The organism is Arthrobacter sp. B2a2-09 (assembly GCF_027587375.1).
Classification (GTDB): domain Bacteria; phylum Actinomycetota; class Actinomycetes; order Actinomycetales; family Micrococcaceae; genus Arthrobacter.
Genome location: NZ_JAMXIC010000021.1, coordinates 25,365 through 42,873, shown reverse-complemented (window position 1 = coordinate 42,873; position 17,509 = coordinate 25,365). Strand labels below are relative to the sequence as shown.

Genomic DNA, 17,509 nt, shown 5'->3' with positions numbered 1-17,509 from the left:
CTAGTTGAGCAAAAACACGGGCCCGAATCGACATGCGATCCGGGCCCGTGTTATGCGACGTGACTTAGCTGAAGTTCTTCTTCAGGGCCAGGATCGAGGCGACGTAGGCCTTGGTGTCGTCGTACATGCCGTGCTTGCTCACCGAGTACTGGCCCTGGTAGTAGCCTGCGATGGCCGTGTTCAAATCCTTGCTGGTATTCACGAGGGTCCGGATGATGGCGATTCCGGCGGTCACGTTGTCATACGGATCCAGGATGTTGAGCTTGCGTCCCACCAGTTGCGAAGCCCATTCTCCGGAGGACGGAATCACCTGCATCGTGCCGATGGCGTTGGCAGGAGAGACCGCACGCTGGTTGAAACCGGATTCCTGGTAGGCGAATGCCATGGCCAACGAAGGGTCCACGCCCATCCGACGGGCGGTATCGGCGACGATAGCCTTCATCTGGGCGGTGCTGGGAACCGGGGAAGCATTGAGCAGGGCCTTGTTCGCATTGGCTGAACTGACCACCGCATCCGGGTAGGTGTAGCCCAGGAACGTGCTCGGAACCAAGGGGGTGCTGACGGGAGCCGGGGCTGGGGCCGCAGAAGCGCCCGGGATGGCGAGCTTCTGCCCCGGATAAATGATGGTGCTCATGGACAGCTTGTTGGCTGAGAGCAGCGATGACAGGGAGACGCCAATGCGGGACGCGATGCCGCCCAAAGTGTCACCCGACTTGATGGTGTACGAGCCGGTGTTGGCAAGTGCTGGTGCCGCCGGCGCGGGAGCAGGCGCCGGGGCCGGTGCTGAAGGAGCTGGTGCGTTCGTTCCCGGGCCGACCTTGATCTTCTGTCCCGGGTAGATGATGGACCCGCCGTTGAGGCCGTTCCACGTGAAGACGTCTGACAGCGCCACGCCGTGGCGGGCCGCAATGCCGCTCAGGGTATCCCCGGACTTGACTGTGTAGCTGGCAGCCGACGACGACGACGGGCTGGGGGCCGGGCTCGGCGCGGGTGCCGGCGCACTTGGAGCAGTCCCGGAACCGGACAGCTTGATCTGTTGTCCCGGGTAGATGATGGTGTTGGCCGAGAGCCCGTTGAGCTGCAGGACGGTGTTGGTGTTCAACCCGTAGCGGGCCGCGATGCCGCTGATGGTATCGCCCCGGACGATGGTGTACGTGGCCGGAGTCGCCGGTGCCATGGGCTGCATGGCAGCCGGGATGGTGGCGGCAACCGCAGACGCGGGAATGACGTTTGCAGACACAGCCGAGGCCTGCGCTTGCATGGCCGCAGCCAGCGACGCAGGAATCTTCTGGGTTTGTACCGCTGGAAGCGCGGTTGCCGCTGGGGCGAGCGCCAATGAAGAGAGCATGACGGCGGGCAGTGCCGCTGTGGTGGCCGCAATTATGGGCATGCTCGTTGTCTTCTTGGGCGAGCGGGGCGTCGTCATGGGAGCAATCCTCATCTCAGCAGCGGATGTTGGGAATGCCGCTGTTGCCAGTGTTACTAAAGTGAGTAGTGATGCAAATGTGATCAATGTGAATCTCTCACATTTTTCGATTCCGCACAAGAAATCCCGGCGCATTCGATTCTTGGGCAATTCGAGGACACAAATTCCGCTCCCACCGTCCGTCTGGCTAGGCGCAAAGCGCGCGGGCGTGGCAATCTTGATCCGTGAGTAATGTAGAAAGCCTCGTTTCCGATTGGCTGCCGCTGCCCGATGTGGCAGAGCTGCTGAACGTTTCAATCACCAAGGTCCACGGTCTTCTGGATGAGCGTGCAGTGGTGGCTGTGAGAGTGGGCGAACGCAACATCCGTTCGATTCCTGCCCTTTTTATCCAGGACGGTCATGTGGTGGATAGCCTGAAGGGCACCATCGCAGTGCTTGGCGATGCCGGGTACACGGATGAGGAGCTCATTGCGTGGCTTTTCACTCCGGATGAGTCACTGCGTGGCCGCCCTGTCGACGCGCTGCGTGAAGGGCGCAAGACTGAAATCCGACGCAGGGCTCAATCACTTGCCTGGTAAGGGACTCCTGCCTTAAATACAGTGGTGGCGATCAGCTTGCTGATCGCCACCACTGTATTTAAGGCAGGTATTTAGACTGTCCTTAACCTGGATTTACGCAAGGGTTCACGCAGCCCGGCTGACGGCGGCTTCGGCCAACTGCCTCAGTGCGGTAAGCGGGAGTTCAGCCAGGGGGAGGCGTTCCAAGGCTTCGAAAGCCTCGTTGCTGAGCTCTTCGATCATTGATTCCGTGGCTTCGAGCGCGCCGCAATCCACGATGATCCGCCTGATTTCGGCAACCTCGGCCTCGCCAAGGTCCTGCCTTCCGAGCATGGTATCGATGTAGCTCGAATCAGTAGCCCCGGCCTGGTTGATGGCGAAGCCCACCAGCACGGTCCGCTTGCCTTCGCGGAGGTCATCCCCCGCGGGCTTTCCCGTAGTCCCGGGGTCTCCGAATACCCCCAGGACGTCGTCGCGTAACTGGAATGCCTCACCAAGCGGCAACGCGAAGGCGGAATAGCCTCGCAGGAGCTCTTCACTGGCACCGGCCAAGGCCCCACCAAGAGCCAAGGGGTGTTCCGTTGAGTACTTTGCCGATTTGAAACGGATGATGGACTGGGCGCGGTGGACGGCACCTGCGCGGTCCCGCACCGGGCCTGCAACTTCCTCCAGGATGTCCAGGTATTGGCCGGCCATGACCTCGGCGCGCATCAGGTTGAAGATCCGCCGCGCAGGCGTTCCGGAGGCTGCCCTGCCGCCAATCTCCGTGAACGCCTCTTCGCTGAAGGACAGGCACAGGTCTCCGGTCAGAATGGCGGCCGCATGCCCGAACCGTTCGCTGTCGAGGGCCCAGCCTTGGCCCTCATGGAGTTGGCTGAACCGCTTGTGGACGCTTGGACCGCCGCGCCGTGTATCAGAGCGGTCGATGATGTCATCGTGAATCAGGGCCGCAGCCTGAAAAAGTTCCAAAGCGCAGCCAGCAGTGATGATGTCCGGATGCGCGGACTCACCCCCGGCACCTCGCCACCCCCAGTAGCACATCAGGGCCCGGAGCCGTTTGCCACCTGTCACAAGGCTCGTGATTGAGCCCATGAGGGGAGCGACGTCGGGGGAGATGGTGGCCATGGTTTCTTGTTGCACCCCAAGGAAGCCGTTAAGTTTGGCGGCGACGTCGGCCACAAAACGGCTCTGTTCCGAACCGAGGCTCTCCGTGGTCACTTGATTGACCCGGCGGCCACGTTGGCACCGATGGTGAACGTGGATTTGCCTGTGGTTTCCACCACCGAGATATTCACCGTTTCATTGTCGCCACGGAGGAAGTCCTTTGATTTGATACTTCCCACAGTGTTTCCGGGAACTTCCTTAAAGCCCTGCACCGTCAGCGCAGAGGTATAAAAGGCCACTACTGCGTCCGCCGGGGACGTAATGGTGCCCACCAGGGCCACCGAGGCCGGGGAGGAGTTCTTATCGAAACTGCTGGATTCGACTGCTGCCTGGGGCATCAGTGGAATCAGTTGCTGGGGGAATCCCGGGACCAGGGCGCCGACGGCAGCGGAAGCTCCTGCGGCTGCCGTGGAAGTGGTAGCCGGCGCCGGACTTGCCGAGGCAGTGACCGCCCCGGACGATGTTGGCGCCGCCCCTTGGGATGCCGTGCTTGCAGGGGACGACCCGCAAGCCGAGATGGTCAACGCGACGCCCGTGGCCAACAGGGCCAGGCTGACGGGTTGAGGCTTTCCAAAGAGCTTCACAGGGATTTCCTCCTGGGGACGACGCCGGATGCTGCCTCCAGTTTAGGACGCCGGATGCGGCCTCCAGTAACCAGTGCCGCGGCATAGGATTTCCTTGTGAGACCACAAGCAGAGAACAACGGGCGGGGCCCCGGACAAGAATCCGCCCCGGATCCTGCTGCTCTGCGGGAACTGCGGCGCACCAGCATCCTCCACGTGGACATGGATGCCTTCTTTGTCTCGGTGGAACTGCGCACTCGTCCTGAACTCAAGGGAAAGCCCGTCATTGTGGGCTTCCCGGTGGATCGCTCAGTTGTGCTGTCCGCCTCCTACGAAGCGCGCGCGCTGGGCGTGAAGTCTGCAATGCCCATGGCCAACGCCATGCGGATGTGCCCCAACGCCGTCATCATCGAGCCCCGCCACAGCCTCTACTACGAGGTGTCCCGGCAGCTGATGGGAATATTTGAATCAATAACGGACCTCGTGGAGCCCTTGAGCGTCGACGAAGCTTTCCTGGACGTCGGCGGCGCGATCAGGAGGCTTGGTCCGCCTGTCCAGATCGGCCATTTGATCCGGCGCCGCGTTGCGTCCGAGCTGGGAATCACTGCGTCCGTGGGGATAGCCGCCAACAAGTTCGTTGCCAAGATCGCATCTACGCGCTGCAAACCCGACGGACTGCTGCTGATTGAGGCGGGCCAGACCGTAGCCTATTTGCACAGCCTGCCCGTGAACGCCTTGTGGGGAGTCGGGGCCAAGACCGCCGATGTCCTCGCCAGGCTGGGGATCCGTACCGTGGCTGATGTTGCAGCCACGCCGCTTGCTTCCTTGAAAAAGGTCCTTGGAGCTTCGGGAGAGCATGTCCACCGATTGTCGATGGGTTTGGATCCGCGGCCGGTCACGCCTACCCGCCTCGAAAAGAGCATCGGCTCCGAGGAAACGTTCGCTGTTGACACCCCGGATGACGCACTCCTGCACCGCGAGTTGCTGAGGCTCTCCCACCGAACCGCTTCACGGTTGCGGACAGCCGGAATGCTGGCCCGGACCATAGCGCTGAAGTTGCGCTACGCGGATTTTTCGACAATCAGCCGTAGCAAGACAATGCATACGCCGGTGGACAGCGCCCAGCTGATCTATCAGGTGGCGAGCCAGTTGCTGGCGTCCTTGGGGGAGCGGCCCATGAGCGTGCGCCTTGTGGGAGTCCGGGCCGAGCAGCTCGAACCGGCCGAACATGCCTCGCTGCAGTTAAGCCTGGATCGCAGGGACGACAACTGGCGGGCGGCTGAGCAGGCGCTTGACCGTGTCACCGAGCGATTCGGCAGCAAGACTGTCCTTCCGGCAACGCTTCTGGAACCGCATGCGGAGCCTGAAGGACCGGGCCCTCACTAGGTGGCGAAGAGCCTTCGCGGGCCTCCGGCGTGTCTTTCAGAACAGCGGCCAACAAACTATCCTAGAGATACACAGATTTAGACCGTCTGGATAAATTGTCATGTTGCGTCTGTTCCGTGAGACCGTGTTCACAAGACCCGGTCTTCGGGAACCCTTTTTTGGGTTCGTCCGTTCAAGGGAACAGAGGCAACGGCCGCGGCGTATCCAGGCGCTGGCCGACTAAAGGAGGTCGCGATGCCCCTATCGGAGCACGAACAGAAGCTCCTCGAGCAACTCGAGAAGCAACTGCATGAGGACGATCCAAAGTTTGCCAATTCAATGGGCTCTGACCCCATTCGATCATGGTCGACCAGGCACATCGTTATTGGCGTTCTAGGCACTATCGCCGGGATTCTCTTGTTGTTGGTAGGTGTGTCCTTGCAGAACATCTTCCTTGGCGTGCTGGGCTTCATCGTCATGGGCGCCGGCGTTTACTTCGCCACCCTGCGAAGGGCAGTCGGCGGCAAGTCGAAGAGTGCGAAGCCGGGTAAGGCAAAGAACTCATTCATGAGCAACCTCGAGGAACGCTGGGACGAGCGCCGCCGCGGCGAGGAGTAGCTGAGCGCTCCATTCAGGGGCTTGTCTTCCACGGATGCCGAGTCCTCCACATTGCACCACCAGGCTCTGGCCTGATTGCGAAAAGACCCGAATATCGGGTCTTTTCGCATTTAACGCCGAGTTCGCAGCGCCTCCCGGACCTGCAGGCGCGACTCGGGGCCGCCGTCGTGCGCTTCCCTGGAGCGCCGCCGCAAAGTCTCCTCCACTCTCAACCACCCCTGAAATCCTCATGTTTTCAGGCTCCCGCATTCGAAAGTGGGGCCGAAACACGCCGGATTGCGTTGACTGTGGGGGCTTGTGGAGTAAAGTGGAGCGAGTAAGAGGGTAGTGGCGGCGTGGGGCAGGTACGGGCACCTTTACGGATGGGGGCGGTGGGCCAGTGTTTCTTGGCACGCATTCTCCCCGTCTGGACGAAAAGGGCCGGATCATCCTTCCCGCCAAGTTCCGCGAGGAACTTGCTGACGGCTTGGTGCTCACAAGGGGCCAGGAGCGTTGCATCTACGTCTTCAGCCAGCGGGAATTCGAACGTATTCACGAATCCATGCGGGAGGCCCCCATCTCCTCCAAGCAGTCACGTGACTACATCCGGGTTTTCCTGTCCGGAGCCTCTGACGAGGTACCTGACAAGCAGGGGCGCGTGACGATTCCGCCCGCGCTCCGGAGCTACGCAGGTCTTGAGCGGGAATTGGCGGTCATCGGCGCCGGAACCCGTGCGGAGATCTGGGATGCCCAGGCTTGGGACGAATACCTGGCCGAGAAGGAAGCCGCCTTCTCGGAGACCGACGACGACAACCTTCCCGGGTTCATGTAGAAACCGGGACAGGAAGCAGCAAGGCTTCTTGGACGGGATCTCCAGCCGCCCATCGCATTGTTTTCCTGGCTCACCTTCCCCGGAGCCAGGCAGACGCTGCGATAGGCGCGGATGGGGATCCGGCTCAAGAAGCGACCCGCCCGACTGACAGACGAACAATTCAGCTCTGAGGAGGCCGCATGGAGGAGCAAGACGCGCCAAAACCAACCGCGGAGCGACATGTACCGGTCCTGAGGGACCGGTGCATCAATTTGTTGGCCCCAGGTTTTGAGGCGGCCCGCAGCCGTGGCGAAACACCCGTCGCCATCGATGCCACGTTGGGAATGGGTGGCCACTCCGAAGCAATGCTGCAACGGTTCCCCGATCTGCACCTTGTAGGGATAGACCGTGACGAAGAGGCCCTCGCCCTCGCTGGAGAGCGCCTGCAGCCATTCTCGGCCCGCACTGACCTGGTACACGCTGTCTATGACGAGATCGAAGATGTCCTTGCGGACCTTGGTATCCCCGAGGTGCACGGGATCCTCATGGATCTCGGCGTGTCTTCCCTCCAACTGGACGAGCGGGAGCGCGGCTTTGCCTACTCCTATGACGCGCCACTGGACATGCGGATGGACACCAGCCGCGGCCAGACTGCCGCTGACGTAGTCAACAACTATTCCGAAGAAGACCTGGTCCGGATTATCCGCAAGTGGGGCGAAGAGAAGTTTGCCGGCAGGATCGCAAACCGCATCGTCACGGCGAGGGCCACCAAGCCATTCGCCACCACCGGCGAACTCGTCGAGCAGATCCGCGGCGTTGTTCCTGCGGCGGCTGCAAAGTCCGGCGGGCATCCGGCAAAGCGGACTTTCCAAGCCTTGAGGATTGAAGTCAACGAGGAACTCGACGTCCTGGAGCGAGCAGTTCCTGCCGCTCTCTCAGCCTCGGCAATGGGGGGACGGGTAGTGGTGATGTCGTACCACTCACTCGAAGACAAGATCGTCAAGTCCGTCTTCCAGTCCCGGTCCAAGTCATCGGCCCCGCTCGGCTTCCCGGTGGAGCTGGAGGAACACAAGCCGGAATTCAAGACCTTGACCAAGGGCACGGAAGTGCCGACACCAGAAGAAATCGCCGAAAACCCGCGTGCGGCATCTGCCCGCCTGCGGGCCGTGGAACGCATCAAAGCGAGGAGAACAGCATGAGCACCGCTGCCGCGAAGATCCTGCCGACCACGGTGGGCAACACCGCGCGTGCACTGCCTGCCCGGGGACCGGAGCGCGACGCGACCCGCAAGGCGCGGACGCCGCTCTCGCTCGTGCAGAGTGTTCCCGGACGACGGCGGACTCCGTTCGTCGTTTTTTGCTTCGGCGTGCTCGCGGCCGCCTTGTTGACTGTCCTGGTGCTCAACATCTCCGTTTCCACGGCCCAATACGACCTTGTGAAGCTCAGGAACGACGATGCGTCCCTGAACAAGCAGAACCAGGATCTGACACAGCAGGTCCAGAACTACCAAGCTCCCCAGAATCTGGCCGCCAAGGCCGCAGAATTGGGAATGGTAGCTTCCACTGCCACGGGCCAGATCGATCTGGACAACCTGACGGTCACAGGAAAAGCCACGCCGGCAACCAAGGGACAGAATCCCGGTGCCGTTATCGCTGCTCCTGCGGTTGCGGGCCAGTCCAGCGTCGTACCTCCTGCACCCGCCAAGAATGATTCGCTGGACAGCCGCAAAGCCAACGGGACCGCCGACTCCACACCGGCTAAACCGCAGGCGCCCGCGGTTCCTGCGGCACCCAAGCCGCCGGTTGTGGATCTCCACGGTGGTTCGGTCCCCGCTCCACAGCAGAAGGTACCCGGGCAGTAGCGTCCAGCCGACCTGATTTCAGGGTAAACAGCAAGGCAAGCAGCAAGGAATCGACGTGGTCCAGAACACCGGCAAATCGAAGAACAAGAGAACGCCGGCGGCGAAGAAGCGCCTGCGCATTGGCCTCGGAATCATGCTGACCCTGTTGCTGGTGGTTGGGGGCAAATTGTTCCTGGTCCAAGGACTGGACGTCGGAGGCCTGGCCGAGGCGGGTTACAACAACAGGCTGACAACCACCATCCTGCCAGCCGAACGGGGCAAGATCCTTGACGCCAACGGCACCGTGCTGGCCAGCAGCGTGATCCGCTACAACATTGTGGTGGACCAAACGGTCAATACAAACACTGATCAATTTCCTCGTTTCAACTCCCAGACCCAGGCCATAGACACGATCTCCAGGTCCCAGGGGATAGCAGAGCTTTCCAGCGCCCTGGGGATGGACGTCGGGCAGGTCACGCAGGCCGTGACCGGGGTGAAGAAGTACAACATCGTGGCCAAGGAAGTGAAGCCAGACGTCGAAGACCGGATATCCCAACTGCACATCCCTGGTGTGGTGTCGGAAGGCGTCAGCAAGCGGGTCTATCCCAACGGCAGTGTCGCCGGTGGCGTCATTGGCTTCCTCAAGGACGGCACCACGGGCCAGGCCGGCCTTGAGCAGACCCAGGACGATCTACTTCGCGGCAAAGATGGCAAGCGCGTCTTTGAGATCGGCGCCGATGGCCTTCGCATCCCCGTGGCAACGGACCTGCTGACACCTGCCGTGAACGGCCAGGACGTCAAGCTGACCCTGAACACGGACATCCAGTACTTTGCGCAGCAAGCCATCCAGACCCAGGTCAACCAGCTCAATGCCGAGTGGGGATCGGTCGTCGTCGAGGACATCAAGACGGGGAACATCATCGCGATGGCGGACACGAACGCCCCGGACCCCAACGATCCCGGCAAGGTGGCGGCCGCGGACCGCGGCGTGCGGTCGGTGACGGCCGCCTACGAGCCCGGCTCGGTGGAGAAAATGATCACGGCATCGGCCGCGATCAATGAAGGAAAGTCCAGTCCGCTGGACACTGTCACCATTCCACCGGCCGTGACCATTGACGGCCAGACGTTCACCGATGCGTTCACGCACGGCACCGAACAGAGGACGCTCGCCGGTATCCTCGGCTATTCGATGAACACAGGTACCGTGATGATCGGGAGCCGCCTGAGCAAGCAACAGCGGTACGACTACCTCCAGCGATTCGGCATCGGCGAAGCGCCGGACATTGGTCTTCCCGCCGAAACCACCGGCATCCTGGCCAAGCCCGATCAATGGGATGACCGCCAGCAGTACACCGTACTTTTCGGACAGGGCGTCTCTCAGTCCACCCTCCAGACCGTCCGGGCCTACCAAAGCGTGGCCAACGGCGGTGTGATGCTTCAACCGCGGCTGATCGACGGCTACGTCGGAGCCGACGGGGTCGAGAACAAGGTGCCTGCCAAGGATCCCCGCCAGGTGGTCACCAAGGAAACGGCCCAACAGGTCCGGGACATCCTTGAGAGCAACGTCACCATGGGTGAAGTGAAAGACGCCGGCATCGACGGATACCGGGTGGGTGCCAAGACAGGAACCTCCGAGGCGCCTCGTGAAGATGGTTTGCCCGGCTTCGATGGGTACACCGCCTCCATTATCGGAATGGCTCCTATGGAGAATCCACAGTTCATCGTCGAGGTAGTTGTCCAGCGTCCTAAAGGGAACATTTACGGCATCACCCAGGGGCCGATTTTCCGCTCAGTCATGGGCCAGGTCCTGCGCACCTACAACGTCCCGCCGTCCACCGGCACTCCGGCGCGCTTCCCCCAGTACGGCAAATAGGGCCAGTACTGCAAACAGGGCCAGTACTGCGAAGAGGAACAGTGCGGGAAGTAAGTCAGTTTCGCCAAGTAAGCTTGTTGGGCATCTGTCCGGCCACATAACGATCCACCCATGCCGTTTCCGGGAGTCCTACGGTTCTCGCGCGGCCAGTTTTACGAGTACCAACGGAGACCCCCTTGTCAGAGCAGAATGATGCCGTATCGATCCCTACAGGGACCCCGCCGGCTACGGACAAACCCGGCTTCCGTCCAGCCGTCGTGGCGCCTGTTCCCCTTGAGGTCATCGCGGCCTCCCTCGGAATCGCGCTGCCCCCGGACACCGGCGGCACGTCGGTGACGGGTGTGTCCCTCAACTCGCGCACCGTCGAGCCGGGAGACTTGTATCTGGCGCTGCCCGGAGCCACCCGCCACGGGGCCGACTTTGTCACCCAGGCGGTGGCGGCCGGTGCTGTGGCCGTCTTGAGCGATGAAGCGGGCGCCCGCCAATTGGCGTTTGGGGACCTTGCTGTGCCCGTGCTGATCGTTGGCATTCCCCGTGCCGCCGTCGGCACGCTCGCTGCCCTCATTTATCGAAGCCAACCCGTCGATGGGGTTTCACCCACACTTTTCGGTGTAACCGGGACGAACGGCAAAACGACCACGACGTATTTCATCAACTCCCTCCTCCGCGCACTGGGCATGAATCCCGGCCTGATCGGGACGATCGAAATTCTTGCGGGTGGCGAGGCCATCCCGAGCCTGTTGACCACGCCGGAGTCTACGGATGTCCATGCCTTGCTCGCCCTCATGCGCGAACGTGGGCTCGACGCGGCGTCCATGGAGGTCTCCTCCCACGCCCTGTCGTTCCACAGGGTCGACTCGGTGATGTTCGACGTTGCCGGCTTCACCAACCTGACACAGGATCACCTCGATCTCCACGGAAACATGGACGAGTACTTCCGGACCAAGGCGGAGCTCTTCACCAGCGCGCGCGCACGGCGGGCTGTAGTGACCGTGGACGACCCGTGGGGGCGCTTGCTGGCCGACGAGGCGGGAATTCCCGTGACCACGCTGTCGGCCACGCAGGGGAGCGTCGCTGACTGGACGGTGGAGGCATCAGCGCAACGCGGGCTTGGAACGGACTTTGAATTGCGCCACCGCGATGGAACAGTCCTGCGCGTCCACACAGGATTGCCGGGGGACTTCAACGTCGCCAACGCGGCGCTGGCTACCATTATGGTGCTCGACTCCGGCATCGACCCGCTGGCACTGCAGGCGGCGCTGGACAGGCACGATCCCTTCACCGTTTCCGTACCGGGCCGGATGCAGCTGATCTCGGATGCCCCGGCATCCGTTGTTGATTTCGCGCACAACCCGGACGCACTAGCGAGGGCCCTGAAGGCTGTACGCTCCCAAGCATCTGGATCCCGCGTGATTGTCGTTTTCGGCGCCACTGGCCAGCGCGACCAGGGCAAGCGGCCGACCATGGGCGCCATAGCCGCCCGGCTCGCCGACGTCGTGATTATCAGCGACGACGATCCCCATGACGAAGACGCTGCGACGATCCGCTGGGAAGTCATCGCCGGTGCCCGTGCCGCGCGCGAGTCAGAGGACCTCGACTGCGAGATCGTGGAAGCGTACCCCCGGGACGTCGCCATCCGCCAAGCCGTGGAACTGGCCACTGAGCGGGACACCATTCTGATCGCCGGCCGAGGACACGAGGTCTGGCAGGAAGTGAAGGGTGTCAACCTTGCCCTCGATGACCGGGTGGAACTGCGGGCGGCCTTGACAGCCAGGGGATTCAAAGTTTCCACGGACGAGCGGATAGAGTCCTAGACCGAGATGATTGCACTTACTGCGGCGGAGATCGCCGATATCACCAACGGCCGATTGGCAGCGGACCCGGGCATTGTCCCGGCGTCCGTCGTTACCGATTCCCGTGAGGTGGCTGCTGGATCGTTGTACGTGGCCAAGCCAGGAGAGAACGCCGACGGCCATGATTACGTGGGCGTCGCTTTTGAGCGCGGGGCCGTCCTGGCGCTGACAGAGCGCGACGTTTCCGACGACGACGGCCGGCCTTACCCCGCCGTCGTCGTCGATGACGCCGTGCTCGCCATGGGTGCGCTGGCTGCAGAGTCCGTGCGCCGCATCCGCGCCGCCCGTGCGGCGCAGGGGCAGGCCTTTACTGTTATCGGCATCACAGGCTCGGCGGGCAAGACCACCACCAAGGACTTGCTCGCTGGCATTCTTTCCCGGGCCGGGGCCACAGTGGCCCCGCAGGGTTCGTACAACGGTGAAGTCGGCGTGCCGCTCACCGTGTTCGGAGCCGATGCAGGCACCCGTTATCTCGTGATCGAAATGGGCGCCACCGGCGTTGGCCACATCAAGTATCTCGCCGAGATGGTCCAACCGGACATCGGCGTCGTTCTTTGCGTCGGCACCGCCCACGCCGGCGAGTTCGGCGGCGTGGAGAACATAGCCAAGGCCAAGGGCGAACTCGTCGAGGCGCTGGGGCAGGACGGAACCGCCGTCATCAACCTCGACGACACGCGGGTCGCAGCGATGGTCTCCCGCACCCACGCCAAAGTGCTCGGAACCACGGCCACCGGCGTTTCCGGCTCCGCAGTCGAAGCCAGGAACGCCGATATCGACGAAGACGGCCACCCGGAATTCGAGCTCCTCCTGCCCGACGGCGGGGTCCCCCATCCCGTCCACAGCAAGCTCATCGGTGCGCACCACATCACCAACCTGCTTGCCGCCGCGGCCGCGGCGTTCGCCGCAGGACTCCCTGCGGCCGGGATTGCCGACTCGCTGAGCGAGCAGTCGCCGGCCAGCCGATGGCGAATGGAACGCACTGAGCGGGCAGACGGCGTCACCATCATCAACGACGCGTACAATGCGAATCCGGAATCCATGCGCGCAGCCCTGCGCACCCTCGCCGACCTCGGCCAGGGACGCCGCACCTGGGCGGTGCTGGGCGCGATGCTGGAACTTGGCGAAGATTCCATCCGCGAACACACCGCTGTGGGGACGCAAGTGGTTCGCTTGAACATTTCCCGGCTCGTAGTGGTTGGCCGCGAAGCCCGGTCGCTGTACATTTCCGCGATCCAGGAAGGCTCCTGGGGCGACGAATGCAGTTTCACCGAAACGGCCGACGAGGCCTACGAACTGCTGCAGGCTGAGCTCGAACCAGGCGACCTGGTGCTTTTCAAGTCCTCAAACGGGGTCGGCCTGAGGTATTTGGGGGATCGGATAGCATTACCCCCACAGGCCGGGACGAGTGCGAACACCGCGGCTACAACTGCCGCCAATGAAGGGAACGAGCTGCTGTGATTGCACTGTTGATCGGCGCGGGCGTCGCCCTCTTGGTGGCTTTGATCGGAACGCCACTCTTCATCCGGTTCCTCGTCACCAAGGGATACGGCCAGTTCATCCGCGACGACGGACCCACTTCCCACCACACCAAGCGTGGCACTCCCACCATGGGCGGTACCGTCGTGGTGGCCGCCGTGCTCATCAGCTACGGGTTGACCCACCTGATCATGTGGATGATGAACCCACGATCACCGGGCCCCTCAGCTTCGGGCCTGCTCTTGCTGTTCCTTATGGTCGGCATGGGATTCGTGGGTTTCCTCGACGATTTCATCAAGATTTCCAAGCAACGCAGCCTCGGACTCAATGCCAAAGCCAAGCTGATCCTTCAAGCGTTCGTGGGCATTGTCTTCGCAGTGCTGGTCCTGAACTTCCCTGACGCGGAGGGGATCACCCCGGCCTCCACGCATATTTCCCTTGTACGGGACATTCCCTGGCTGAACCTGGCCTTTGGGGGCACCGTCCTTGGTGCCATCCTCTTTGTCATCTGGTCGAACCTGATCGTCACCGCGGCAACCAACGGCGTCAACCTCACGGACGGACTGGACGGCCTTGCCGCTGGTGCCTCCATCATGGTCTTCGGGGCTTACACACTCATGGGCATCTGGCAGAACAACCAGGCTTGCGGTTCACCCCGCGAGGCGGGCAGCGGCTGCTATTCGGTCCGCGACCCGCTCGATCTGGCGCTGTTGGCGGCAATTTGCAGTGCTGCGCTGGTGGGATTCCTCTGGTGGAACACGTCTCCGGCGAAGATCTTCATGGGTGACACCGGTTCCCTGGCTATCGGCGGTGCGGTGGCCGGCTTTGCGATCCTCTCCCGCACCGAACTTCTTTTGGGCATCATCGGCGGGCTCTTCGTCCTCATCACGCTGTCGGTCATCATCCAGGTGGGCTACTTCAAGGTCACCAAGGGTAAGCGAGTCTTCAAGATGGCCCCCCTTCAGCATCATTTCGAACTCAAGGGCTGGGCCGAGATCACGGTGGTTGTCCGATTCTGGATTCTCTGCGGCCTGTTCGTGGCCGCAGGCCTTGGGATTTTCTATGCTGAATGGGTGGTGCTGCTGTGAGCTCAAGTCCTCAAACCAAGCCTTCGGCCAATGACCGGCTCGGGAACCTCGTCAGTTGGGATTCCGATTGGAAGGGCCTGCGCGTCGTCGTGACGGGCATCGGCGTCTCCGGTTTCGCGGCCGCCGATACCTTGATCGAACTCGGCGCACGCGTGGTGGTTGTTGACGCTGCCACCAGTGCCAAAGCCCTCGCCCAGGCGGACACCTTGAAGATCGTGGGCGCAGCCGACGTCCTCCTCGGCCAAGACGCCGTCAAAACACTGCCCCGTGTGGACGGTGAGAAGGCCGAACTCGTCGTGACGTCGCCGGGCTGGCGGCCGGACCAGTCCCTTCTGGCAGCTGCCAAACGGGCCCACGTACCGGTGTGGGGCGACGTCGAACTCGCTTGGCGGGTGCGCGAACGCAAGGGCCGCAAGACGGCGGACTGGCTCACGATCACGGGTACCAACGGCAAAACCACCACGGTGGGCATGACCGAAGCCATGCTGCAGGCAGCGGGGCTCAAAGCAATCGCTGTGGGGAATGTAGGCACTCCCATCCTGGACGCACTCCGTGATCCTGTGGAGTACGACACTTTCGCGGTTGAACTTTCCAGCTTCCAGTTGCACTGGATCGAATCCCTCTCCCCAGTGGCCAGCGTCTGCCTCAACGTCGCCGAGGACCACGTCGACTGGCACGGCTCTTACGAGTCCTACCTCGCGGACAAAGCAAAGATCTTCGAGAACACCCAGAAGGCGTGTATCTACAACGCTGAGCAGATCGAGACCGAGCGCATGGTGGAAAACGCCGACGTGGTCGAGGGTTGCCGGGCAGTCGGTTTCACCACCTTGACCCCGGCTGTCAGCATGCTCGGCGTCGTCGAGGGGTTGCTCGTGGACCGCGCGTTCATCGAAGAACGCAAGAGTTCGGCAGAGGAACTTGCCTCCCTGGCGGATCTGGGCACTCCTGCTCCGCGACACATGGTTGCCAACGCGCTGGCTGCTGCCGCATTGGTGCGCGCCTACGGCGTCGAATCGGCTGCGGTGCGTGAGGGACTCAGGAACTATCTCCCGGGAGACCACCGCATCCAGCCTGTGGCCAAGCAGAACGGCGTGCTCTGGGTCAACGACTCCAAGGCGACCAATCCGCACGCTGCTTCTGCAGCCCTGTCGGCGTTCGAAAAGGTCGTCTGGATTGCAGGCGGCTTGTCCAAAGGCGTCAACTATGACGACTTGGTCAAAAGCAACGCGCACCGGCTCAAGGCGGTAGTGCTGATCGGCTCCGACACCGCGGACCTGGAAGCCTCCCTCAAGCGACACGCAGCGGATGTGCCCGTAATCGGGCAGCCCAAGGGCGACACTGAAATGGTGCAGTCCGCCGATTCAGCTGGTGCCGCCGCGGAACCGTCTCCGATCTTCGGCGACACCGTCATGGCCCATGCTGTCGAGTCGGCAGCAAGTATCGCCGAGCCCGGCGATACCGTGCTGATGGCCCCGGCGGCTGCCTCCATGGACCAGTTCTCTTCCTACGCTCACCGTGGCGATGCTTTCATCCGGGCAGTGCGCGAGCTTGTGGAAGGCCAGGCACAGACCACCGAGGAGTAACAATGGTCAGCACGCCCACGCGCAGCGGGCCCGGACGGACCCCGGCCGGCAAGGCAGATCCCGCTGGACGCGCGGCAGGCGTTGCCCGAGCCTCGCTGCCGGCCCGCATTCGCTCGGGGATTACCGGGTTTTGGACAACCCTCGAGGGAAGCGGTAAATCGAGGGGCGGGTCAACCTACTACCTGATCCTTGGCGCCTCGCTCGCACTCACGGCTATCGGGATCATCATGGTCCTGTCCGCGTCCAGCGTCGAAGCGATTGCGGCCGGCGAATCCCCGTACTCCATCGCCACCAAGCAAGGCATGTTCGCCGGTATCGGCATCGTCGCGATGCTGGTGCTTTCACGAGTCAACGTCCTTTGGCTCAAGAGATTCGCGTGGCCCTCGATAATCCTTGCCGGTGCCTTGTTGGTCCTTGTCCTGGTCATCGGCAAGCGTGTGTTGGGCAACCAGAACTGGATCGAGATCGGCGGCTTCACCTTCCAGCCTTCGGAGTACGCCAAGTTCGCCCTGGTGCTCTGGATGGCCACGGTGCTTTCCGTCAAGGCCAAACTCCTCGACAAATGGACGCACGCCCTGATCCCCATCGTCCCGGTATCCGGCGTCATCATTACTTTGATCGTCCTGGGGCACGACCTTGGCACCTCGTTGGTGGTCATGCTCATCATGGCTGCAGGGTTGTTTTTCGGCGGTGTCAATCTGAAGCTCTTCGCCGGGGCGGGTGGTGTTGCTGCCGCTGCCGCGCTGATTCTGGCATTCACCAGTGGAAACCGGATGTGCCGGATCACCTCGTGGATGGGGCAGAGCTGCGCAGGGGCAAGCGACATCGGCTTCCAGAGCGAACAGGGGCTCAGCGCGCTTGCCTCGGGAGGTTGGTTTGGCGTTGGACTTGGCCAGAGCCGGCAAAAATACCAGTGGATTCCAGAAGCCCACAACGACTTCATCTTCGCCGTCATCGGGGAGGAACTCGGCCTCGTGGGGACCATCGTGGTCTTGGTGCTTTTTGCACTGCTCGCCGTTGCCATCTACCGGGTTGTCAGCCATCAGGAAGACTTGTTCGCCCGCGTGCTCGGCGGCTCGATCATGGCGTGGATGCTTGGACAGGCCGCGATCAACATGGCCATGGTGGCCGGTCTGCTGCCCGTTATCGGCGTTCCGCTGCCTTTCATTTCCTATGGCGGTTCAGCGTTGGTGATGTCGCTATGCGGCGTGGGCGTAGTGTTGTCTTTGGCCCGCGCCCAAATGGCTCCTGCCAGCCGTTCCAAGCCGCGCTGGCGACTTGCGAAAACTGCACGAAAGCGTACATAGCACTCC

15 protein-coding genes are annotated in these 17,509 nt (G+C 62.4%); 12 read left to right on the top strand and 3 right to left on the bottom strand.

Annotated features, from left to right (window positions below; genetic code table 11):
- Positions 1–64 precede the first annotated feature (64 nt).
- Complete coding sequence (locus NFJ07_RS19160; RefSeq protein WP_269996825.1) at positions 65–1,426, bottom strand: lytic transglycosylase domain-containing protein; 1,362 nt, start codon at positions 1,424–1,426, stop codon at positions 65–67.
- Between the two features lie 224 nt (positions 1,427–1,650).
- On the opposite strand from NFJ07_RS19160, the gene NFJ07_RS19155 reads away from it, so the two are divergent.
- Positions 1,651–2,004 carry an Rv2175c family DNA-binding protein gene (locus tag NFJ07_RS19155; protein ID WP_028266705.1) on the top strand — a complete coding sequence of 118 codons (354 nt, stop codon included), beginning with the start codon at positions 1,651–1,653 and terminating at the stop codon, positions 2,002–2,004.
- 105 nt (positions 2,005–2,109) lie between these two features.
- On the opposite strand, the gene NFJ07_RS19150 is transcribed toward NFJ07_RS19155, so the two are convergent.
- Entirely contained in the window at positions 2,110–3,108 is a 999-nt protein-coding gene (locus NFJ07_RS19150) for a polyprenyl synthetase family protein (protein ID WP_442865372.1), read from the bottom strand.
- A gap of 89 nt (positions 3,109–3,197) precedes the next feature.
- Complete coding sequence (locus NFJ07_RS19145; protein WP_269996820.1) at positions 3,198–3,731, bottom strand: hypothetical protein; 534 nt, start codon at positions 3,729–3,731, stop codon at positions 3,198–3,200.
- Between the two features lie 162 nt (positions 3,732–3,893).
- Between NFJ07_RS19145 and dinB the strand changes: the two genes are divergently transcribed.
- From dinB to ftsW, 11 genes are all read left to right on the top strand, one after another.
- Positions 3,894–5,096 carry a DNA polymerase IV gene (dinB, locus tag NFJ07_RS19140; protein ID WP_269996913.1) on the top strand — a complete coding sequence of 401 codons (1,203 nt, stop codon included), beginning with the start codon at positions 3,894–3,896 and terminating at the stop codon, positions 5,094–5,096.
- A 234-nt stretch (positions 5,097–5,330) separates the two neighbouring features.
- Positions 5,331–5,693 (top strand): DUF3040 domain-containing protein, encoded by a 363-nt coding sequence (locus tag NFJ07_RS19135; protein ID WP_269996818.1) that lies wholly within the window; start codon positions 5,331–5,333, stop codon positions 5,691–5,693.
- A 379-nt stretch (positions 5,694–6,072) separates the two neighbouring features.
- On the top strand, positions 6,073–6,504 hold the full coding sequence (gene mraZ / locus NFJ07_RS19130) for a division/cell wall cluster transcriptional repressor MraZ (RefSeq protein ID WP_269996815.1): 432 nt from the start codon (positions 6,073–6,075) through the stop codon (positions 6,502–6,504).
- 179 nt (positions 6,505–6,683) lie between these two features.
- Positions 6,684–7,682 carry a 16S rRNA (cytosine(1402)-N(4))-methyltransferase RsmH gene (gene rsmH / locus NFJ07_RS19125; protein ID WP_269996814.1) on the top strand — a complete coding sequence of 333 codons (999 nt, stop codon included), beginning with the start codon at positions 6,684–6,686 and terminating at the stop codon, positions 7,680–7,682.
- Positions 7,679–8,344, top strand: a complete 666-nt coding sequence (locus NFJ07_RS19120; protein WP_269996812.1) for a hypothetical protein — start codon at positions 7,679–7,681, stop codon at positions 8,342–8,344. The genes rsmH and NFJ07_RS19120 overlap by 4 nt, the downstream gene beginning before the upstream one ends.
- Before the next feature lie 55 nt (positions 8,345–8,399).
- Complete coding sequence (locus tag NFJ07_RS19115; RefSeq protein ID WP_269996810.1) at positions 8,400–10,196, top strand: peptidoglycan D,D-transpeptidase FtsI family protein; 1,797 nt, start codon at positions 8,400–8,402, stop codon at positions 10,194–10,196.
- Positions 10,197–10,372: 176 nt separating this feature from the next.
- Positions 10,373–12,010 (top strand): UDP-N-acetylmuramoyl-L-alanyl-D-glutamate--2,6-diaminopimelate ligase, encoded by a 1,638-nt coding sequence (locus tag NFJ07_RS19110; protein WP_442865370.1) that lies wholly within the window; start codon positions 10,373–10,375, stop codon positions 12,008–12,010.
- Between the two features lie 6 nt (positions 12,011–12,016).
- The gene (locus NFJ07_RS19105; RefSeq protein WP_269996808.1) at positions 12,017–13,507 is read left to right on the top strand and encodes a UDP-N-acetylmuramoyl-tripeptide--D-alanyl-D-alanine ligase; all 1,491 of its coding nucleotides are present in this window, start codon (positions 12,017–12,019) and stop codon (positions 13,505–13,507) included.
- The gene (gene mraY, locus NFJ07_RS19100; RefSeq protein ID WP_269996805.1) at positions 13,504–14,613 is read left to right on the top strand and encodes a phospho-N-acetylmuramoyl-pentapeptide-transferase; all 1,110 of its coding nucleotides are present in this window, start codon (positions 13,504–13,506) and stop codon (positions 14,611–14,613) included. The genes NFJ07_RS19105 and mraY overlap by 4 nt, the downstream gene beginning before the upstream one ends.
- The gene (gene murD, locus NFJ07_RS19095) at positions 14,595–16,196 is read left to right on the top strand and encodes a UDP-N-acetylmuramoyl-L-alanine--D-glutamate ligase (RefSeq protein WP_269996803.1); all 1,602 of its coding nucleotides are present in this window, start codon (positions 14,595–14,597) and stop codon (positions 16,194–16,196) included. The genes mraY and murD overlap by 19 nt, the downstream gene beginning before the upstream one ends.
- A 2-nt stretch (positions 16,197–16,198) precedes the next feature.
- Complete coding sequence (gene ftsW, locus NFJ07_RS19090) at positions 16,199–17,503, top strand: putative lipid II flippase FtsW (protein WP_269996801.1); 1,305 nt, start codon at positions 16,199–16,201, stop codon at positions 17,501–17,503.
- Positions 17,504–17,509: the final 6 nt, after the last annotated feature.

What these genes read in the sequence shown, in the direction of transcription:
- NFJ07_RS19160 (WP_269996825.1), bottom strand. Translation starts at nt 1,426, where the DNA reads ATGACGACGCCCCGCTCGCCCAAGAAGACAACGAGCATGCCCATAATT.
- NFJ07_RS19150 (WP_442865372.1), bottom strand. Translation starts at nt 3,108, where the DNA reads ATGGCCACCATCTCCCCCGACGTCGCTCCCCTCATGGGCTCAATCACG.
- NFJ07_RS19135 (WP_269996818.1), top strand. Translation starts at nt 5,331, where the DNA reads ATGCCCCTATCGGAGCACGAACAGAAGCTCCTCGAGCAACTCGAGAAG.
- rsmH (WP_269996814.1), top strand. Translation starts at nt 6,684, where the DNA reads ATGGAGGAGCAAGACGCGCCAAAACCAACCGCGGAGCGACATGTACCG.
- NFJ07_RS19120 (WP_269996812.1), top strand. Translation starts at nt 7,679, where the DNA reads ATGAGCACCGCTGCCGCGAAGATCCTGCCGACCACGGTGGGCAACACC.
- NFJ07_RS19105 (WP_269996808.1), top strand. Translation starts at nt 12,017, where the DNA reads ATGATTGCACTTACTGCGGCGGAGATCGCCGATATCACCAACGGCCGA.
- murD (WP_269996803.1), top strand. Translation starts at nt 14,595, where the DNA reads ATGGGTGGTGCTGCTGTGAGCTCAAGTCCTCAAACCAAGCCTTCGGCC.
- ftsW (WP_269996801.1), top strand. Translation starts at nt 16,199, where the DNA reads ATGGTCAGCACGCCCACGCGCAGCGGGCCCGGACGGACCCCGGCCGGC.